This window comes from Nocardioides sp., assembly GCF_030655615.1.
In the GTDB taxonomy this organism is placed as follows: domain Bacteria; phylum Actinomycetota; class Actinomycetes; order Propionibacteriales; family Nocardioidaceae; genus Nocardioides.
Window position 1 is genome coordinate 1 of record NZ_JAURVJ010000176.1, and the last position, 15,602, is coordinate 15,602.

General features: G+C 72.0%; 19 protein-coding genes. 12 read left to right on the top strand and 7 right to left on the bottom strand.

The features are described 5' to 3' along the window. Nucleotides 1-532, bottom strand: a 532-nt coding sequence (locus Q7T52_RS14735) for an NAD(P)H-binding protein (protein WP_304803765.1), incomplete at its 3' end; no start/stop codon positions are given. 4 nt (nucleotides 533-536) lie between these two features. Continuing rightward, nucleotides 537-1,025 (bottom strand): GNAT family N-acetyltransferase, encoded by a 489-nt coding sequence (locus Q7T52_RS14740; RefSeq protein ID WP_304803767.1) that lies wholly within the window; start codon nucleotides 1,023-1,025, stop codon nucleotides 537-539. Between the two features lie 58 nt (nucleotides 1,026-1,083). Here Q7T52_RS14740 and Q7T52_RS14745 point away from each other — a divergent pair, with 58 nt between their 5' ends. Genes Q7T52_RS14745 through Q7T52_RS14755 form a run of 3 tightly spaced genes read left to right on the top strand, consistent with a single transcriptional unit; the run spans nucleotide 1,084 to nucleotide 3,165 of the window. Continuing rightward, nucleotides 1,084-1,893, top strand: a complete 810-nt coding sequence (locus Q7T52_RS14745) for a PP2C family serine/threonine-protein phosphatase (RefSeq protein ID WP_304803768.1) — start codon at nucleotides 1,084-1,086, stop codon at nucleotides 1,891-1,893. 9 nt (nucleotides 1,894-1,902) lie between these two features. After that, on the top strand, nucleotides 1,903-2,508 hold the full coding sequence (locus tag Q7T52_RS14750; RefSeq protein ID WP_304803770.1) for a YdeI family protein: 606 nt from the start codon (nucleotides 1,903-1,905) through the stop codon (nucleotides 2,506-2,508). Between the two features lie 18 nt (nucleotides 2,509-2,526). Continuing rightward, a complete protein-coding gene (locus Q7T52_RS14755; protein ID WP_304803772.1) occupies nucleotides 2,527-3,165 on the top strand; it encodes an MBL fold metallo-hydrolase in 639 nt (212 codons plus the stop codon). Nucleotides 3,166-3,170: 5 nt separating this feature from the next. On the opposite strand, the gene Q7T52_RS14760 is transcribed toward Q7T52_RS14755, so the two are convergent. Next, nucleotides 3,171-4,439: an isochorismate synthase MenF gene (locus Q7T52_RS14760; RefSeq protein WP_304803774.1), complete on the bottom strand. Its 1,269-nt coding sequence runs from the start codon at nucleotides 4,437-4,439 to the stop codon at nucleotides 3,171-3,173. A 72-nt stretch (nucleotides 4,440-4,511) separates the two neighbouring features. Between Q7T52_RS14760 and Q7T52_RS14765 the strand changes: the two genes are divergently transcribed. Beyond that, nucleotides 4,512-5,165 carry a hypothetical protein gene (locus Q7T52_RS14765; protein ID WP_304803776.1) on the top strand — a complete coding sequence of 218 codons (654 nt, stop codon included), beginning with the start codon at nucleotides 4,512-4,514 and terminating at the stop codon, nucleotides 5,163-5,165. 19 nt (nucleotides 5,166-5,184) lie between these two features. On the opposite strand, the gene Q7T52_RS14770 is transcribed toward Q7T52_RS14765, so the two are convergent. After that, complete coding sequence (locus Q7T52_RS14770) at nucleotides 5,185-6,093, bottom strand: L,D-transpeptidase family protein (protein ID WP_304803778.1); 909 nt, start codon at nucleotides 6,091-6,093, stop codon at nucleotides 5,185-5,187. A gap of 124 nt (nucleotides 6,094-6,217) precedes the next feature. Between Q7T52_RS14770 and Q7T52_RS14775 the strand changes: the two genes are divergently transcribed. Next, nucleotides 6,218-6,907 carry a demethylmenaquinone methyltransferase gene (locus tag Q7T52_RS14775; RefSeq protein ID WP_304803780.1) on the top strand — a complete coding sequence of 230 codons (690 nt, stop codon included), beginning with the start codon at nucleotides 6,218-6,220 and terminating at the stop codon, nucleotides 6,905-6,907. A 355-nt stretch (nucleotides 6,908-7,262) separates the two neighbouring features. Here Q7T52_RS14775 and Q7T52_RS14780 read toward each other — a convergent pair whose 3' ends face one another. From Q7T52_RS14780 to Q7T52_RS14790, 3 genes are read right to left on the bottom strand one after another with little or no spacing between them, the layout of a single operon-like run. Continuing rightward, nucleotides 7,263-8,021 (bottom strand): AIM24 family protein, encoded by a 759-nt coding sequence (locus Q7T52_RS14780; RefSeq protein WP_304803781.1) that lies wholly within the window; start codon nucleotides 8,019-8,021, stop codon nucleotides 7,263-7,265. Continuing rightward, the gene (locus Q7T52_RS14785) at nucleotides 8,021-8,671 is read right to left on the bottom strand and encodes an AIM24 family protein (protein ID WP_304803783.1); all 651 of its coding nucleotides are present in this window, start codon (nucleotides 8,669-8,671) and stop codon (nucleotides 8,021-8,023) included. The genes Q7T52_RS14780 and Q7T52_RS14785 overlap by 1 nt, the downstream gene beginning before the upstream one ends. A 7-nt stretch (nucleotides 8,672-8,678) precedes the next feature. Next, nucleotides 8,679-9,296, bottom strand: coding sequence for an AIM24 family protein (locus Q7T52_RS14790; RefSeq protein ID WP_304803785.1), 618 nt, complete (start codon nucleotides 9,294-9,296; stop codon nucleotides 8,679-8,681). Between the two features lie 305 nt (nucleotides 9,297-9,601). Between Q7T52_RS14790 and Q7T52_RS14795 the strand changes: the two genes are divergently transcribed. The 7 genes from Q7T52_RS14795 to Q7T52_RS14825 form a co-directional block, all read left to right on the top strand. Continuing rightward, a complete protein-coding gene (locus Q7T52_RS14795; protein WP_304803787.1) occupies nucleotides 9,602-9,964 on the top strand; it encodes an NADH-quinone oxidoreductase subunit A in 363 nt (120 codons plus the stop codon). 26 nt (nucleotides 9,965-9,990) lie between these two features. Next, nucleotides 9,991-10,545 carry an NADH-quinone oxidoreductase subunit B family protein gene (locus tag Q7T52_RS14800; protein WP_304803790.1) on the top strand — a complete coding sequence of 185 codons (555 nt, stop codon included), beginning with the start codon at nucleotides 9,991-9,993 and terminating at the stop codon, nucleotides 10,543-10,545. After that, nucleotides 10,545-11,261: an NADH-quinone oxidoreductase subunit C gene (locus Q7T52_RS14805; RefSeq protein WP_304803792.1), complete on the top strand. Its 717-nt coding sequence runs from the start codon at nucleotides 10,545-10,547 to the stop codon at nucleotides 11,259-11,261. The genes Q7T52_RS14800 and Q7T52_RS14805 overlap by 1 nt, the downstream gene beginning before the upstream one ends. After that, entirely contained in the window at nucleotides 11,261-12,607 is a 1,347-nt protein-coding gene (locus Q7T52_RS14810) for an NADH-quinone oxidoreductase subunit D (RefSeq protein ID WP_304803794.1), read from the top strand. The genes Q7T52_RS14805 and Q7T52_RS14810 overlap by 1 nt, the downstream gene beginning before the upstream one ends. A gap of 70 nt (nucleotides 12,608-12,677) precedes the next feature. After that, on the top strand, nucleotides 12,678-13,508 hold the full coding sequence (gene nuoE / locus Q7T52_RS14815) for an NADH-quinone oxidoreductase subunit NuoE (protein ID WP_304803797.1): 831 nt from the start codon (nucleotides 12,678-12,680) through the stop codon (nucleotides 13,506-13,508). Further along, the gene (gene nuoF / locus Q7T52_RS14820) at nucleotides 13,508-14,824 is read left to right on the top strand and encodes an NADH-quinone oxidoreductase subunit NuoF (RefSeq protein ID WP_304803799.1); all 1,317 of its coding nucleotides are present in this window, start codon (nucleotides 13,508-13,510) and stop codon (nucleotides 14,822-14,824) included. The genes nuoE and nuoF overlap by 1 nt, the downstream gene beginning before the upstream one ends. Then, on the top strand, nucleotides 14,821-15,602 hold a 782-nt coding region (locus tag Q7T52_RS14825; RefSeq protein WP_304803801.1), incomplete at its 3' end, for a 2Fe-2S iron-sulfur cluster-binding protein. The genes nuoF and Q7T52_RS14825, both read left to right, overlap by 4 nt.

Genomic DNA, 15,602 nt, shown 5'->3' on the forward strand with positions numbered 1-15,602 from the left:
GCAGCACCGCCACGGCGACGTCCGCGACGTCGGCCCGGGCGACCGCGGCGACCGCGCCGTCGCCGGCGGGCCCGCGCAGGGCGCCGTCCTCGCCGGCGAACGCCGGGAGGATGTCGAGGTAGAAGTTGTCGCGCAGCACCGTGAACGCCAGCCCGCTCTCCTCGCGGGCCTCGTGCAGGGCGAGCTCGGCGTCGTGGTGGTCGCGGCCGAGGGTGAAGGTCGAGTCGGGCGACGCCCCCGAGAACGACGTGTAGACGACGTGCCGCACCCCGGCCCGCACCGCTGCCTCGATGAAGGTGCGGTGCTCGCGCCGCCGGTGCTCCGACTCGGCCGCCGACACCATGAACAGCACCTCGACGCCCTCGAGGGCCGCGGTGCACGCGGTGCCGTCGGCGTAGGTCGCGGTCATGACGTCGAGCCCGAGCTGCGGTGCCCGCGCGGGGTCGCGGACGAGCAGCCGGGGCCGCAGGTCGACGAGGGCGGGGGCGACGAGGCCGCCGAGGGCTCCGGTGGATCCAGTGAGGGCGAGCACGGACTCAGTGTGCTCGCTCGGACCGCACCATGCGCAGGTGCAGCCCCTCCGGATGGTCCTCGGTCGCGCCGTCGAGCTCGAACCCGTGCCGGCGGTAGAACCCGGTCGCGCGGTCGTTGCCGTCGAGCACCCAGAGGTAGGCCGCCCGCTCGCCGACCGACGCCGCCAGCAGCGCGTGCCCGATCCCGGTGCCCCACACCGACGCCCGGGCATAGATGGCATAGAGCTCGAGCGGGACCGGGGCGTCGTCGTACCGCGCCGGGCCGGCCGTCGCGAACCCGACCGGCTCGCCGTCGACCTCGGTGATCCAGGTCGGCCGCGTCCGGTCGGCCAGCCGCTCCCGACGCCCGGCGACCGCCGCCGGACGGTCGGCGAAGACGCCCTCGATCGTCTCGTCGCTCAGCAGCCCGGTATAGGCCTCGCGCCAGCAGGCGTGGTGGAGGTCGACGAGCCGCTCGGCGTCGTCGGGCGTCGCGAGCCGGGGAGAGGACACAGCCAGATCATAGAAGGCGCTCAGACCGCTCCTCGGATCCCGGAGCATCGTCGAGACCATGATGCAGTTCCGGGCCGCAGGGCACAGCCACCCCGGGTGGCGCCGTCCGGGCAACGAGGACTCCGGGTACGCCGGCTCCTCGCTCCTGGTGGTCGCCGACGGCGTCGGCGGTGCGGCGGCCGGTGAGGTCGCGTCGACGACCGTCGCCACCCTGGCGGCCGAGCTCGCGGCCCGCGCTCCCGACCTCGACCCGGCCGCCCTGCTGGGCACGGTGGTCGACCGCGCCGCGGCGGCCCTCCGCTCCCACGTCGCCGCCGACCCCGGCGCGACCGGTCTCGGCACCACCCTCACGGCGCTGCGCACCGACGGCGTGCGGTGCGGCCTGGTGCACCTCGGCGACTCGCGGGCCTACCTGCTCCGCGGCGAGCGGCTGCACCGCCTGACCGTCGACCACTCCTGGGGCCGCGCGATGGTCGACGCGGGGCACCTCACCGAGGACCAGGCCGCGCGCTCGCCGTACCGGCACCGGCTGATGAGGTGGCTCGGTGCGGAGGACCCCGCCGAGGGCCACGGGCTTCCCGACCTCGGCCACCTCGAGCTCGTCGTGGGTGACCGCGTCCTGCTCGCCAGCGACGGGCTCTCCGACGAGGTCGACGACCGCACGATCGCCCGGCTGCTCGCGGGCGCCCCGGCGCCCGCCGAGGCCGTCAACCTGCTGGTGACGGCCGCGCTCGACGACGGCGGTCGCGACAACGTCACCTGCGTCGTGGCCGACGTGGTCGACCGGCCCGTGCGCAGCGAGGACGGGTTCCTGGTCGGGGCCGCCCGAGACGTGGCAGGGCTGCGCGGGGCGGCGTCCGCGTCGTAGGTTGCCTCCGTGGGAGACCCGATGGAGGACGTGGTCGCGGAGTCGGCCGGCCACGACGGCCGGCCGCTGGTCCACCCCGAGACGCTCGAGGAGTGGCGCGCCTGGCTCGCCGTCCACCACGCCCGGGGCGCCGGCGTCTGGGTCGCGTCGTGGAGGACGGCGACCGGGCGGCCGGTCATCGGCTACGAGGAGTCGGTCTGCGAGGCGCTCTGCTGGGGGTGGATCGACAGCACCGCCGGGACGATCGACGCGGAGCGGTCGCGGATGTGGTTCGCGCCGCGCCGGGCCACCAGCGGCTGGTCGCGACCCAACAAGGTGCGCGTCGAGCGCCTCCTCGCCGAGGGGCGCATGCAGCCCGCGGGGCAGGCGGCCCTCGACACCGCGCACGCCAACGGCGCCTGGACCCTGCTCGACGACGTCGAGGACCTCGTCGTGCCCGCCGACCTGGCCGTGGCGCTCGGCTCCCGCCCCGACGCACGGCAGCACTGGGACGCCTGGCCGCCGTCGGTGCGCAAGCAGGTGCTGACCCAGCTGGTCACGGCCAGGAAGGCCGAGACGCGGGCCGCCCGGATCGACAAGTACGCCGACCTCGCGGCCCGGGACGCCCGGCCCTGACTCAGTAGGTTGGTGACCATGAGGATCACCAAGTTCGGCCACGCCTGCGTCCGGGTGGAGCACGCCGGCGTCCGGATCGTCCTCGACCCCGGCTCGTTCACCGAGCGCGAGGCGGTCGAGGGCGCCGACGTCGTGCTGATCACCCACCAGCACGCCGACCACTACGACGCCGGCCACCTGCGCGCCACGACCGCCGAGATCCACACCATCGGCGCCGTCGCCGACGTCATCCGCGACGAGGCGCCCGACCTCGCCGATCGGCTGCACGTCGTCGCGCCCGGTGACGTCCTCGACGTCGGCGTACCGATCCGGGTCGTCGGCGAGAAGCACGCCGTCATCCATCCCGACTACCCGCGCTTCGACAACTCGGGCTACCTGCTGACGCTGGGCTCCGAGCTCGTCTACCACCCGGGCGACTCGCTCACCGCGCCCGGCGAGCGGATCGACCTGCTGCTCGCGCCGGTGTCGGCACCGTGGCTCAAGGTGGGCGAGGCGATCGACTTCGTCCGCGAGGTCGGTGCCCCGCGGTCGCTCGCCATCCACGACCGCGTCTACAGCGACGTCGGGCTCGCCATGGTCGAGACCCACATGGACAACCTCGCGCTGAAGGACGGGATGCGGTTCACCCGACTCGCCGACGGCGCCGACCTGGACTGACGCTCCTAGGCCTCGAGGGCGTCACGCACGGGCACGAACTTCGCGCCCGCCTCGGCGAGCTCGGACTCGGGCTGGGAGTCGCCGACGATGCCGCAGCCGGCGAACAGCCGGACCGTCGAGCCGGACACGACGCCCGAGCGCAGCCCGATGCCCCACTCACCGTCACCGGTGGCGTCCATCCAGCCGACGGGGCCGGCGTAGCGCCCGCGCGGCATGCCCTCGATCTCGGTGATCAGGGCGACGGCGAGGTCGGTGGGGTGGCCGCCGACCGCGGCCGAGGGGTGCAGCGACGCGGCCAGCGCGAGCGACGAGACCGTCTCGGCGTCGTGGACGACGCCGGTCACGTCGGTGGCCAGGTGCATGACGTTGGGCAGGTGGAGCACGAACGGCGCCTCGGGCACGTTCATCGACGAGCAGTGCGGCGCGAAGGAGACGGCGACCGAGCGGACGGCGTACTCGTGCTCCTCGAGGTCCTTCGAGGACCGGGCGAGGGTGGCGGCGAGCATCAGGTCGCGCGCGTCGTCACCCGTGCGCCGGATGGTGCCGGCCAGGACCCGGGAGGTCACCAGACCGCGCTCGCGGCGCACCAGCAGCTCGGGGGTGGCGCCGAAGAAGCCGTCGACGTGGAAGGTCCAGCACGTCGGGTAGGAGGCGGCCAGGCGGCGCAGCGGCCAGCGGACGTCGACGTCCTCGTCGGCGGTGGCGACCAGGTCACGGGCGAGGACGACCTTCTCGAGGCCGCCGGCGTTGATGCGCGCGACGGCGTCGGCGACGACCGACATCCACTCGTCGCCGTTGCGGTGGCCGTCGGAGAAGCGGAGGTTGACCGGCGCCGGCGGGGCGTCGGTCGGCTCGGGCGGCGAGGCGGCGGGGGCGAGGCCGCCGGCGGAGATCGTCGTCACCCAGGCGACGTCGCCGCGGCGGCCGACGACCACCTCGGGGACGACGAGGCTGGAGTCACCGGGCTCGTCGGCGAAGGCGAGGGTGCCGAAGCAGACGAGGCCGCTGCCGGGCTCGGCGACGTCGTCACGGACGACCGCCCGGGCCACGGTCCCTGACCACCAGGCGTCGGCGTCGGCGAAGCGCGTCGGGCCCGCCGTACGGACCTCGGTGGCGACGCCCCACCCGACGAGGCCCTCGCCGCGACGCAGCCAGGCGACGGGCGCGGTGGCGGGCAGCAGCTCGACCAGCGCGGCGAGCCGGTCGGCGTCGAGGGCGGTGGTGCGCACGACGAGCGACGCGGCAGGCTCGTCCGCCGGGGCACGCTGGGTCACCCTGCGAGGGTACCCAGCGGGCTCGCGGGGCCGCCCCGGGCGGGTGCCCAGGCGGCTGCGAGGATGGAACCCATGCGTGACAACCCCAAGGCCACCGTCATCAACGTCGTCCTGGGCGTCGTCCTGCTGGGCGGTCTGTTCGTCTTCACCGTGGTCGTGCCCGACCTGGGCGACGACCCGGAGCCGGCGGCCGGCACCCCCAGCGAGAGCGCCTCGGCGCCCGCCCAGGGCCCGATCGACCTGCCCGACAAGCTCTCCTCGGGCCTGGTCGCCGTCGACCTCGGCAACCTGCCCGACCAGCTCGCCCAGCAGTTCGGCGACCTCGAGGCGCTCAAGAAGCAGGAGGGCTCGATCGCCGACGGTCTCGAGCAGGTGTTCGGCGTGCCCGGTGCGTTCCGGGTCTATGCCGCCGAGGACGGCAGCGCGATCGCCCAGATGACGGCCCTCGACAAGGCGCCGGGGCTGTTCACGCCCGACGCCCTGCCGATCGACCCCGAGGTGCTGGGCGTCGCCCGGGCGGCGTCCGAGCTGGTCGAGGTCGAGGGGGCGACCTGCTCGCTCAACTGGGGCGAGGAGGTCCCCGCCGGTCAGGCGATCGACCCCGCCCAGGACCCGCAGGCGATCCGCTGCCAGCTCGGGGCCGGCGAGCGCACCTACGAGCTGACCGCCCAGGGCCTCCCGCTCGTCGACGCCGTCGGCGTGCTGAAGGACCTGGCCGGCCAGTAGTGCCTCGTGGGGGAGCAGGTCAGGAGCGGTAGACGATCACCTTGTCGCCCACCTCGACCTGGTCGAACAGGCTGGCCACCGCGTCGTAGTCGCGGACGTTGACGCAGCCGTGCGAGGCCCCGTTGTAGCCGTTGGCGGCGAAGTCGGGGGAGTAGTGCACGGCCTGGCCGCCGGAGAAGAACATCGCGAACGGCATCGAGGTGTCATAGAGCGACGAGACGTGGTCGCGGCTCTTCTGGAAGACCGAGAACGTCCCCTCGCGGGTCGGCAGCTCGTCGGAGCCGAAGCGGACGTCGACCGTCAGCTGGACCTGGCCGTCGACGACCCAGCGCAGCGTCTGCGAGGACTTGTCGACGCAGAGCACGCGTCCCGTCTGGCACTGCGGGTCGAGGGCGCCGGGGGTGTTGCCGCCGAGCTGGTTGGCGAGCTCGGCCGCGGACGGCTCCGAGGTCATGGCGGTGAGGCGGTCCATCGTGCGCTGGTCGACCTCACCGGTCACCGGGATCTCGCGCTTGGCCTGGAAGCCCTCGACCGCGGCCCGGGTCACGTCGCCGTAGCTGCCGGTGACGTCCTGGTTGAACCAGTCGATCTGGCGCAGCCGGGCCTGGAGCCGGCGGACGTCGTCGCCCTCGTCGCCGGGGGCGAGCAGCGCCGGGCCGGGGACCAGCTCGGGCTCCGGCTCGGGCGTCGGGGTGGGCTTGGGGGTCGGCGGGGGCTCCGGGGTGGGAGTGGGGGTCGTCGGCTCGGCGGTCTCGGACGGGGCCGGCTCGCTGGTCGCGTCGTCGGTCGGGTCGGCGGTCTCGCGAGCGGTGCCTGCCGCGGTGGGCTCGTCGCTGGTCCCGTTCTGGGACCAGGAGACCCCGAAGGCGGCGAGCGCGACGAGCGTCCCCACGACGAGGACGAGGAGGAGGCGGCGGACGGTGGTCATGAGGTGTCTTCCTGTTGCTAGAGGGGCTGGTGAGCCTGAAGAGATTCTCCTGGCTCCTACACCTGGGAGACGCGAGGCAGGGCCGTTTGGTTGCGACGGAAGCCCGCGACCTACGCTCGGGTCCGTGGCCCGCGCCGATCTCGACAAGCACCCGACCGACGTACGACGGATGTTCGACGGGGTCGCGAAGCGCTACGACCTCACCAACGACGTGCTCTCGCTCGGCCAGGACCGGCGCTGGCGCCGCGAGGTCATCGACGCGGTCGACCCGCAGTACGGCGAGCGCGTGCTCGACCTCGCCGCCGGCACCGGCACTTCGAGCGAGCCGTTCGACGAGCGGGGCGCCCGGGTCGTGCCCTGCGACTTCTCGCTCGGCATGCTCCAGGTCGGCAAGAAGGCCCGCCCCCACCTGCCCTTCACCGCCGGCGACGGCACCCAGCTGCCCTTCGCCGACGCGACCTTCGACGCCGTGACGATCTCGTTCGGGCTGCGCAACATCGTCGACCCGCTCGCCGGCCTGCGCGAGATGCGCCGCGTCACCAAGCCCGGCGGCCGCCTCGTCGTCTGCGAGTTCAGCCACCCCACGTGGGCGCCGTTCCGCACCGTCTACGTCGAGTACCTCATGAAGGCCCTGCCCCCGGTCGCCCGCGCGGTCTCCTCGGCCCCCGACGCCTACGTCTACCTCGCCGAGTCCATCCGCGCCTGGCCCGACCAGGCCGGCCTCGCCGCCCTCGTCGCCGAGGCCGGCTGGACCTCACCCGAGTGGCGCAACCTCTCCGGCGGCATCGTCGCCCTGCACCGGGCTCACGCCTGACCCACGTCGGCTGAGGTGCGAGGCCGGCCACGGTCGAGCCTGAAAGCCACCGCAGCCGGTCTCTCAATCTGGCCCCACGTCGGCTGAGGTGCGAGGCCGGCCACGGCCGAGCCTCGAAGCCACCGCAGCCGGTCTCTCGACCTGGCCCCACGTCGGCTGAGGTGCGAGGCCGGCCACGGCCGAGCCTCGAAGCCACCGCAGCCGGTCTCTCAACCGGCGGCGGGGTGGAGGAGCCGTGCCGGCTGCGGTGGTTTCGACTGCGCTCGGCCCGCCCGGAGCAAGCTCCGTGCGGGCCGTGCTCGCTCAACCTGCTGACCTGTCGGACGGTGCCCTCGTGCCTCGGGCACCGTCCGGGTCATTGCTGCTGAGAACGTGCGATGAGCTTGTGGCCCAGGGCTCCGGCGGAGTTGGCGTCGAGGAGGTTGGTCTGCGACTCGACCAGGCGCAGCAGGGCCGAGTCGGCGCGGAGGAGCTCGGAGGACTGCATGAGGATGGTGCCGGCGCCGGTGAAGTCGTACTGGCGCTCCTCGCCCGACTCGCGGCCGAACATGCCCTGGATGCCGGCCATGAACGACTGGGCCATCCAGTTGTGGTCGTAGTGGACCGAGGGCGACGGGCAGTCGGCCCAGCCGAGCAGGGCGTCGGGGTCGGCACGGAACGGCGGCTCGACAAAGATCACCGGGCCGACCGACGAGGCCAGGAACTTGCCGGTGCCGATCAGGGTGAGGAAGCCGGGGACGATCGACTGCTTGAGCTCGAGGCCGGTCTCGAAGGCCAGCAGGTTCTTGGCCTTGATGGTGAGGTTGCCGACCTCGAGGTCGTAGGAGTTGATGTCGTTGCCGCGGTCGCCGATGACGAGCTTGCCCTGGCCCGCGGCGACCACCCAGTCCTGCGTGTAGAGCGGCGAGGAGAACCGCGACGCGACCCACGCCGCCCGTGAGGCGAACGCGGCCACGCCGGAGAACTCGACGTTGCCGTAGTAGGCGATCATCGCGCCCGCGGCGGTGAACCACTCGCCGTTGAGGTCGATGCAGAAGGAGTAGCTGTTGACGTTGTCGTTGGACGGCAGGGTCTGGGCGTCGTAGACGGTGGAGCCGCCGGGAACGTTGATCATCAGAACTTCTCCTCCGAGGCCTGGATGTAGACGCGTCCGTGTCCGGTGCAGTGCAGCTGGGTCGCCTCGCCGGAGCCGCGGCCGACGACGTCGCGGATGCCGGCGCTGACCTTGAAGTCGATCTGCAGGGCGCCGACGTGGCCGACGTAGGCCTGGGGGTCGACGCCGACCATGCCGCTGCCGTCGACCGGGATCTCGAACGTGCCGCCGTGCGACAGGAGCGCGACGGACCCGGTGCCGCTGACCTTGGTCGTGAACAGGCCCTGGCCGGACATCGCGCCGCGCACGGCCTGGCGGATGCCGCCGGAGCCGATCATCTCGACCGACGTCGACAGGTTGGCGTGGTGGGCGAGGAGCCGGTCGGCCTCGACGGTGAGGGTCTCGTTGGCGAGCTGGACGAGCGTGACGTAGAGCCCGCGGAAGCCGTAGAACGCGTTGCCCTGGCCCTCGGCGACCATCATGGCGACGGACTCGCCCTGCATGGCCCGGCCGACCATCCCGCCGACGCCGCCGGCGCCGCTGATCGGTCGGAAGGTGAGGCCCCCGGAGTAGCCGAGCATCGCGCCGCGCCGGGCGATGACCTCGCCGCCGGGGGAGACGTCGGTGCGGACGACCTTCTTGTTGACCTGCTCGAACGTGGAGTTGGGCACGGCTGTCTCACCTCTCCGCGGGCTGGATGTAGACGGTGCCCTGGCCCTCGAAGCGCAGGCTGAACGGTTCGCCGCCGCCCTCGCCGACGAGGCTGCGCCAGGTCACCCCCGACACGAGCGACATCTGCATCTGCCCGGCCCCGGCGACGTAGGCGTCGGGGTCGACCACCAGCGGCATCCCCGGCGTCACGGCCAGCGGGATCATCGGGCCGTCGGACATGATCGCGCACTGCCCCGAGCCGCTGACCGACGTCGTCGCCAGGCCCTGCCCCGAGGTCATGCCGCGCAGCCCGGCGAACTGGACGTCGAGCTTGAGCCCGTCGGTGACCGCCAGGATGTGCTCGGACTCGACGGTCAGCTTGTCGTTGTCGAGCATCACGACGGTGACGTCGAGGGCGTCCTTGGCGAGATAGACCCGGCCCTGGCCCTGGCACTCCATCAGCGTGATCGACTCACCCGCCACGCGCTGGCGCACGGCGGCCCGGAAGCCCCCGCCGCCGCCCATGCCGGCGTGCTTGAAGGCGACGTTGCCCGTGTAGGCGACCATCGCGCCCTGCGCGGCGCGCACGCTGTCGCCGGTGAGGTCGGCGTGCAGGACCTTCTTGTCAGCGGTGAGGGTCGCCATGGGCCTCCGATGCTCGTGAACCAGGGGGTGCGCCGCGAGGACGCGTCGCACGCACCCTAAGGGAACGAGGGGCTCCTGGTCAGGGCCCTCGGCCGTCGGATCGACCCGTGACCTGCACCGGAGCAATTAGGCAACGGTCGCGTGGTCTAAATCCGCAGGTCAGAGCCAGTTTTGCCCTCGGCACCCCGGTGTGACGTGGACCGCTCGGAGTGGCAGTATGAGCCGCGAGCGCGCCTCGTGATTCGTTTCACAAAGTCACAAGAATCACATCCGAGCGTGCGCCGTCGTCGGAAGGGAAGAGCCAGATGGACCTCTACACACCCGTCCTCGTCCTGGCGGCCCTCGCGGCGGTCTTCGCCGTCGGCTCCATCGCCACCAGCGCCTTCGTGATCGGGCCCAAGCGCTACAACCGCGCCAAGCTCGACTCCTACGAGTGCGGCATCGAGCCGACGCCGCAGCCGGTGGGCGGCGGCCGGTTCCCGGTGAAGTACTACATCATCGCGATGCTCTTCATCGTCTTCGACATCGAGATCATCTTCCTCTACCCCTGGGCCGTGCACTTCGACGCCATGGCCGTCTTCGGGCTGGTCGAGATGGTCATCTTCATCGCCACCGTCTTCGTCGCCTACGCCTATGTCTGGCGTCGCGGCGGACTCGACTGGGACTGAGCGGGACCGAGCGGGAGGAACCAGTCATGGGTATCGAGGAGAAGCTGCCGAGCGGGGTGCTGCTCACCAGCATCGAGGGGCTCGCCGGCTACATGCGCAAGGCCAGCTTCTGGCCGGCGACGTTCGGCCTCGCCTGCTGCGCCATCGAGATGATGACCAGCGGCGGGCCCAAGTACGACCTGGCGCGCTTCGGCATGGAGGTCTTCCGCGCCAGCCCGCGCCAGGCCGACCTGATGATCGTGGCCGGCCGGGTGAGCCAGAAGATGGCGCCCGTCCTGCGCCAGATCTACGACCAGATGCCCGAGCCCAAGTGGGTCCTGGCGATGGGCGTCTGCGCCAGCAGCGGCGGCATGTTCAACAACTACGCGATCGTCCAGGGCGTCGACCACGTCGTCCCCGTCGACATGTACCTCCCCGGCTGCCCGCCGCGGCCCGAGATGCTCATCGACGCGATCCTCAAGCTCCACGACCAGGTCCAGCACATGAAGCTCGGCGCCAACCGCCTCGATCAGATCGAGCAGCGCGAGGTCGCCGCCCTCGAGGCGCTGCCGAGCGTCCAGCTCAAGGGCCTGATGCGCTGATGGCCGCGGAGGACAAGACCACCGGCCCCGACCAGTCGTCCGACGGTCCCGACGGCAAGACCCCCGCCACCACCGACGAGGAGGTCCGCGCGGTCGGCGCCCGCACGGGCATGTTCGGCGTGCGCGGGTCCGGCGACACGAGCGGCTACGGCGGCCTGGTCGCCCCGATCGTCTTCCCCGGCGCGGCACAGCGACCCTTCGGCGGGTGGCACGACGAGGTCGCCGACGCCCTCGAGGCCGTGACCTCCCTAGGCCGGGTCGTCGTCCACCGCGGCGAGATCACCTTCCACGTCCGGCGCGAGGACCTCGTGGCCACCGCCCAGCACCTGCGCGACGACCCGCGGCTGCGCTTCGAGCTCTGCAGCGGCGTCAGCGGCGTGCACTACCCCGACGACAAGGGCGCCGAGCTGCACGCGGTCTACCACCTGCTCTCGATGACCCACAACCGGCGCATCCGCCTCGAGGTCAGCGTCCCCGACGCCGACCCCCACGTCCCGTCGATCACCGACGTCTACCCCACGGTCGACTGGCACGAGCGCGAGACCTGGGACATGTTCGGCATCGTCTTCGACGGCCACCCCGCCCTGACCCGCATCCTCATGCCCGACGACTGGCCGGGCCACCCGCAGCGCAAGGACTACCCCCTCGGCGGCATCCCCGTCGAGTACAAGGGCGGCACCATCCCGCCGCCGGACCAGCGGAGGAGCTACAACTGATGAGCACCACCGATGATGTCTACGCCGGCGCCAACGACACGACCGAGGGCAAGGTCTTCACGGTCACCGGCCGTGACTGGGACGAGATCGTCGAGGGCCTCGCCGGCGTCGAGGGCGTCGAGGAGCGGGTCGTCGTCAACATGGGCCCGCAGCACCCCTCGACCCACGGGGTGCTCCGCCTGATCCTCGAGATCGAGGGCGAGACGGTCACCGAGGCCCGCTGCGGCATCGGCTACCTCCACACCGGCATCGAGAAGAACATGGAGTTCCGCTCCTGGGTCCAGGGCACGACGTTCGTGACCCGGATGGACTACCTCTCGCCGTTCTTCAACGAGGCCACCTACTGCCTGGGCGTCGAGCGGCTGCTCGACATCGAGGACCAGATCCCCGAGAAGGCCAGCGTCATGCGGGTCCTGCTCATGGAGCTCAACCGCATCTCCTCCCACCTGGTGTGCATCGCCACCGGCGGCATGGAGATCGGTGCTCTCACCGTGACGACGATCGGGTTCCGCGAGCGCGAGCTCGTGCTCGACCTGGTCGAGCTCATCACGGGCCTGCGCATGAACCACGCGTTCATCCGCCCCGGCGGCGTCGCCCAGGACCTCCCGCCCGGCGCCCTCGACGAGATCCGCGGCTTCGTCGCCCTGATGAAGAAGCGCCTCCCCGAGTACGCCGCCCTCTGCAACGCCAACCCGATCTTCAAGGCCCGCCTGGTCGACGTCGGCCACCTCGAGCTCGACGGGTGCCTGGCCCTCGGCATCACCGGTCCGCCGCTGCGGGCGACCGGCTACCCCTGGGACCTGCGCAAGACCGAGCCCTACTGCGGCTACGAGGACTACGACTTCGACGTCCAGACCTGGGACACCTGCGACGCCTACGGCCGCTTCCGGGTGCGCCTCAACGAGATGTGGGAGTCCCTCAAGCTCATCGAGCAGGCCGCCGACCGGCTCGCCGGCCTCGAGGGCGCACCGGTGATGGTCGCCGACAAGAAGATCGCCTGGCCCAGCCAGCTGTCGATCGGCAGCGACGGCATGGGCAACAGCCTCGACCACATCCGCCACATCATGGGGGAGTCGATGGAGGCGCTGATCCACCACTTCAAGCTCGTCACCGAGGGCTTCCGGGTCCCGCCCGGCCAGGCCTACGTGCCGATCGAGTCGCCCCGCGGCGAGCTCGGCGCCCACGTCGTCTCCGACGGCGGCACCCGACCGTTCCGCACCCACTTCCGCGACCCGTCGTTCACCAACCTCCAGGCCACCAGCGTGATGAGCGAGGGCGGCCAGGTCGCCGACGTGATCGTCGCCATCGCCTCCATCGACCCCGTCATGGGAGGCGTCGACCGATGACCCACCCCACTCGACCCTCGACCTCCCCCGGTGCGCTCCTCCGCCCGACAATCGATCGGGGACCCCGGCGATGACCCTCTCCACCGAGACCCGCGCCGAGCTGGTCGAGATCGCCGGCCGCTACCCGCAGAAGCGCTCGGGCCTGCTGCCGATGCTCCACCTCGTGCAGTCCTCCGAGGGCCGCATCACCCCCGAGGGCATCACCGCCTGCGCCGAGATCCTCGAGATCTCGCCCGCCGACGTCAGCGGCGTCGCGACGTTCTACACGATGTACAAGCGCAAGCCCGTCGGTGACTACCACGTCGGCGTCTGCACCAACACGCTCTGCGCGGTCATGGGCGGCGACGAGATCTTCGCGACGCTCAAGGACCACCTCGACGTCGGCAACGACGAGACGACCGACGACGGCAAGATCACGCTCGAGCACGTCGAGTGCAACGCGGCCTGCGACTACGCCCCGGTGATGATGGTCAACTGGGAGTTCATGGACAACCAGACGCCCGAGTCGGCCGTCCGGCTCGTCGACGACCTGCGCGCCGGCACCGAGGTCCACTCCACCCGCGGCCCGCGCCTGTGCACCTGGCGCGAGGCCGAGCGCGTGCTCGCCGGCTTCGCCGACGGCCTGGCCGGCGAGGGCCCCTCGGCGGGCCCGTCCTCGCTGGTCGGCCTCGGCATCGCCCGCGAGCGCGGCTGGACCGCTCCCGACCCCGAGCAGTCCGACCTGGCCGCACCGGCCGACCCCGAGGTCGACGCGGCCCCCGCCGTACCCACCGACGCGGACAGCGGGAGCGACAAGCACCAGGCGGCAGCCGAGGCCGACGACGACGTCGCCGAGGCCGCCGAGGTCGAGCAGGACAGCCCCACCGACGAGACCGCGGCCGAGAAGAAGGAGGCGGACTGATGGTCGACACCCTGACCCCCGTCCTGACGGACGACTGGGACGCCGAGCGCTCCTGGACCCTCGAGACCTACGAGTCGCGCGGTGGCTACGGCGCGCTCCAGAAGGCGCTCGCGATGGCGCCCGACGAGATCGTCACCGCCGTCAAGGACTCCGGCCTGCGCGGCCGCGGCGGCGCAGGCTTCCCGACCGGCATGAAGTGGTCGTTCATCCCGCAGGACAACCCCAAGCCCAAGTACCTCGTCGTCAACGCCGACGAGTCCGAGCCGGGCACCTGCAAGGACATCCCGCTCATGATGGCCACGCCGCACACGCTGGTCGAGGGCGTGATCATCAGCTCCTTCGCCATCCGGGCCAACCACGCCTTCATCTACATCCGCGGCGAGGTCCTCCACGTGATCCGCCGGGTCCAGGCCGCGGTCGCCGAGGCCTACGCCGCCGGCCACCTCGGCAAGAACATCCACGGCTCCGGCTACGACCTCGACGTCGTCGTCCACGCCGGCGCCGGCGCCTACATCTGCGGCGAGGAGACGGCCCTCCTCGAGGGCCTCGAGGGCCGCCGCGGCCAACCCCGCCTGCGCCCGCCGTTCCCGGCCGTCGCCGGCCTCTACGCCAGCCCGACAGTCATCAACAACGTCGAGTCGATCGCCTCGGTGCCGAGCATCATCGGCAACGGCTCGGCCTGGTTCGCCTCGATGGGCACCGAGAAGTCCAAGGGCTTCGGCATCTTCTCCCTCTCGGGCCACGTCACCCGCCCGGGCCAGTACGAGGCCCCGCTCGGCATCACGCTGCGCCAGCTGATCGACCTGGCCGGTGGCATGCGGCACGGCCACGAGCTGAAGTTCTGGACGCCCGGCGGCTCGAGCACCCCGCTGCTCACCGCCGAGCACCTCGACGTCCCCCTCGACTTCGAGGGTGTCGCCGGCGTCGGCTCGATGCTCGGCACGCGCGCCATCCAGCTCTTCGACGAGACCACCTGCGTCGTGCGGGCCGTGCTGCGGTGGACCGAGTTCTACAAGCACGAGTCCTGCGGCAAGTGCACCCCGTGCCGCGAGGGCACCTGGTGGCTCGTCCAGACGCTCGCCGCGCTCGAGCGCGGCCAGGGCAGCGAGGCCGACCTCGACCTGCTGCTCGACCAGTGCGACAACATCCTCGGCCGCTCGTTCTGCGCCCTCGGTGACGGGGCGACCAGCCCGATCTCGAGCTCGATCGGCTACTTCCGCGACGACTACCTCGCCCACCTCACCCACGGCGGGTGCCCCGTCGACCCCACGGCGTCCACCGCGTGGGCCGCGTCCCTCACCGGAGCCCAGGCATGACGACCACCCCCGAGAAGGCCACCGAGCTGGTCTCGGTCACGATCGACGGCATCCAGGTCGACGTGCCCAAGGACACCCTGGTGATCCGTGCCGCCGAGCAGGTCGGCGTCCAGATCCCGCGGTTCTGCGACCACCCGCTGCTCGCGCCCGTCGGCGCGTGCCGGCAGTGCCTCGTCGACGTCCCCGACGCCGGCAACGGCCGCGGCTTCCCCAAGCCGCAGGCCGCGTGCACGCTGCCCGTCGCGCCCGGCATGGTCGTCAGCACCCAGGTCACCAGCGAGACCGCCGACAAGGCGCAGCAGGGCGTCATGGAGTTCCTGCTCATCAACCACCCGCTCGACTGCCCGGTCTGCGACAAGGGCGGCGAGTGCCCGCTGCAGAACCAGGCGATGAGCAACGGCCAGGGCGAGTCCCGCTTCGTCGGGTCCGGCGCCGGCGGCGTCAAGCGCACCTTCCCCAAGCCGATCAACCTCAGCCCGCAGGTGCTGCTCGACCGCGAGCGCTGCATCGTCTGCCAGCGCTGCACCCGCTTCGCCGCCGAGATCCCGGGCGACCCGTTCATCGCGCTCATCGAGCGCGGCGCGATGCAGCAGATCGGCATCGCCGAGAACGCGCCGTTCTACTCCTACTTCTCCGGCAACACGATCCAGATCTGCCCGGTCGGCGCCCTCACCTCCGAGTCCTACCGCTTCCGGTCGCGCCCCTACGACCTCATCTCGAGCCCGTCGATCGCCGAGCACGACGCCTGCGGCTCGGCCATCCGCGTCGACCACCGCCG

What these genes read in the sequence shown, in the direction of transcription:
- Q7T52_RS14745 (WP_304803768.1), top strand. Translation starts at nt 1,084, where the DNA reads ATGATGCAGTTCCGGGCCGCAGGGCACAGCCACCCCGGGTGGCGCCGT.
- Q7T52_RS14755 (WP_304803772.1), top strand. Translation starts at nt 2,527, where the DNA reads ATGAGGATCACCAAGTTCGGCCACGCCTGCGTCCGGGTGGAGCACGCC.
- Q7T52_RS14795 (WP_304803787.1), top strand. Translation starts at nt 9,602, where the DNA reads ATGGACCTCTACACACCCGTCCTCGTCCTGGCGGCCCTCGCGGCGGTC.
- Q7T52_RS14765 (WP_304803776.1), top strand. Translation starts at nt 4,512, where the DNA reads ATGCGTGACAACCCCAAGGCCACCGTCATCAACGTCGTCCTGGGCGTC.
- Q7T52_RS14780 (WP_304803781.1), bottom strand. Translation starts at nt 8,021, where the DNA reads ATGATCAACGTTCCCGGCGGCTCCACCGTCTACGACGCCCAGACCCTG.
- Q7T52_RS14810 (WP_304803794.1), top strand. Translation starts at nt 11,261, where the DNA reads ATGAGCACCACCGATGATGTCTACGCCGGCGCCAACGACACGACCGAG.
- Q7T52_RS14770 (WP_304803778.1), bottom strand. Translation starts at nt 6,093, where the DNA reads ATGACCACCGTCCGCCGCCTCCTCCTCGTCCTCGTCGTGGGGACGCTC.
- Q7T52_RS14805 (WP_304803792.1), top strand. Translation starts at nt 10,545, where the DNA reads ATGGCCGCGGAGGACAAGACCACCGGCCCCGACCAGTCGTCCGACGGT.
- Q7T52_RS14800 (WP_304803790.1), top strand. Translation starts at nt 9,991, where the DNA reads ATGGGTATCGAGGAGAAGCTGCCGAGCGGGGTGCTGCTCACCAGCATC.
- nuoF (WP_304803799.1), top strand. Translation starts at nt 13,508, where the DNA reads ATGGTCGACACCCTGACCCCCGTCCTGACGGACGACTGGGACGCCGAG.
- nuoE (WP_304803797.1), top strand. Translation starts at nt 12,678, where the DNA reads ATGACCCTCTCCACCGAGACCCGCGCCGAGCTGGTCGAGATCGCCGGC.
- Q7T52_RS14790 (WP_304803785.1), bottom strand. Translation starts at nt 9,296, where the DNA reads ATGGCGACCCTCACCGCTGACAAGAAGGTCCTGCACGCCGACCTCACC.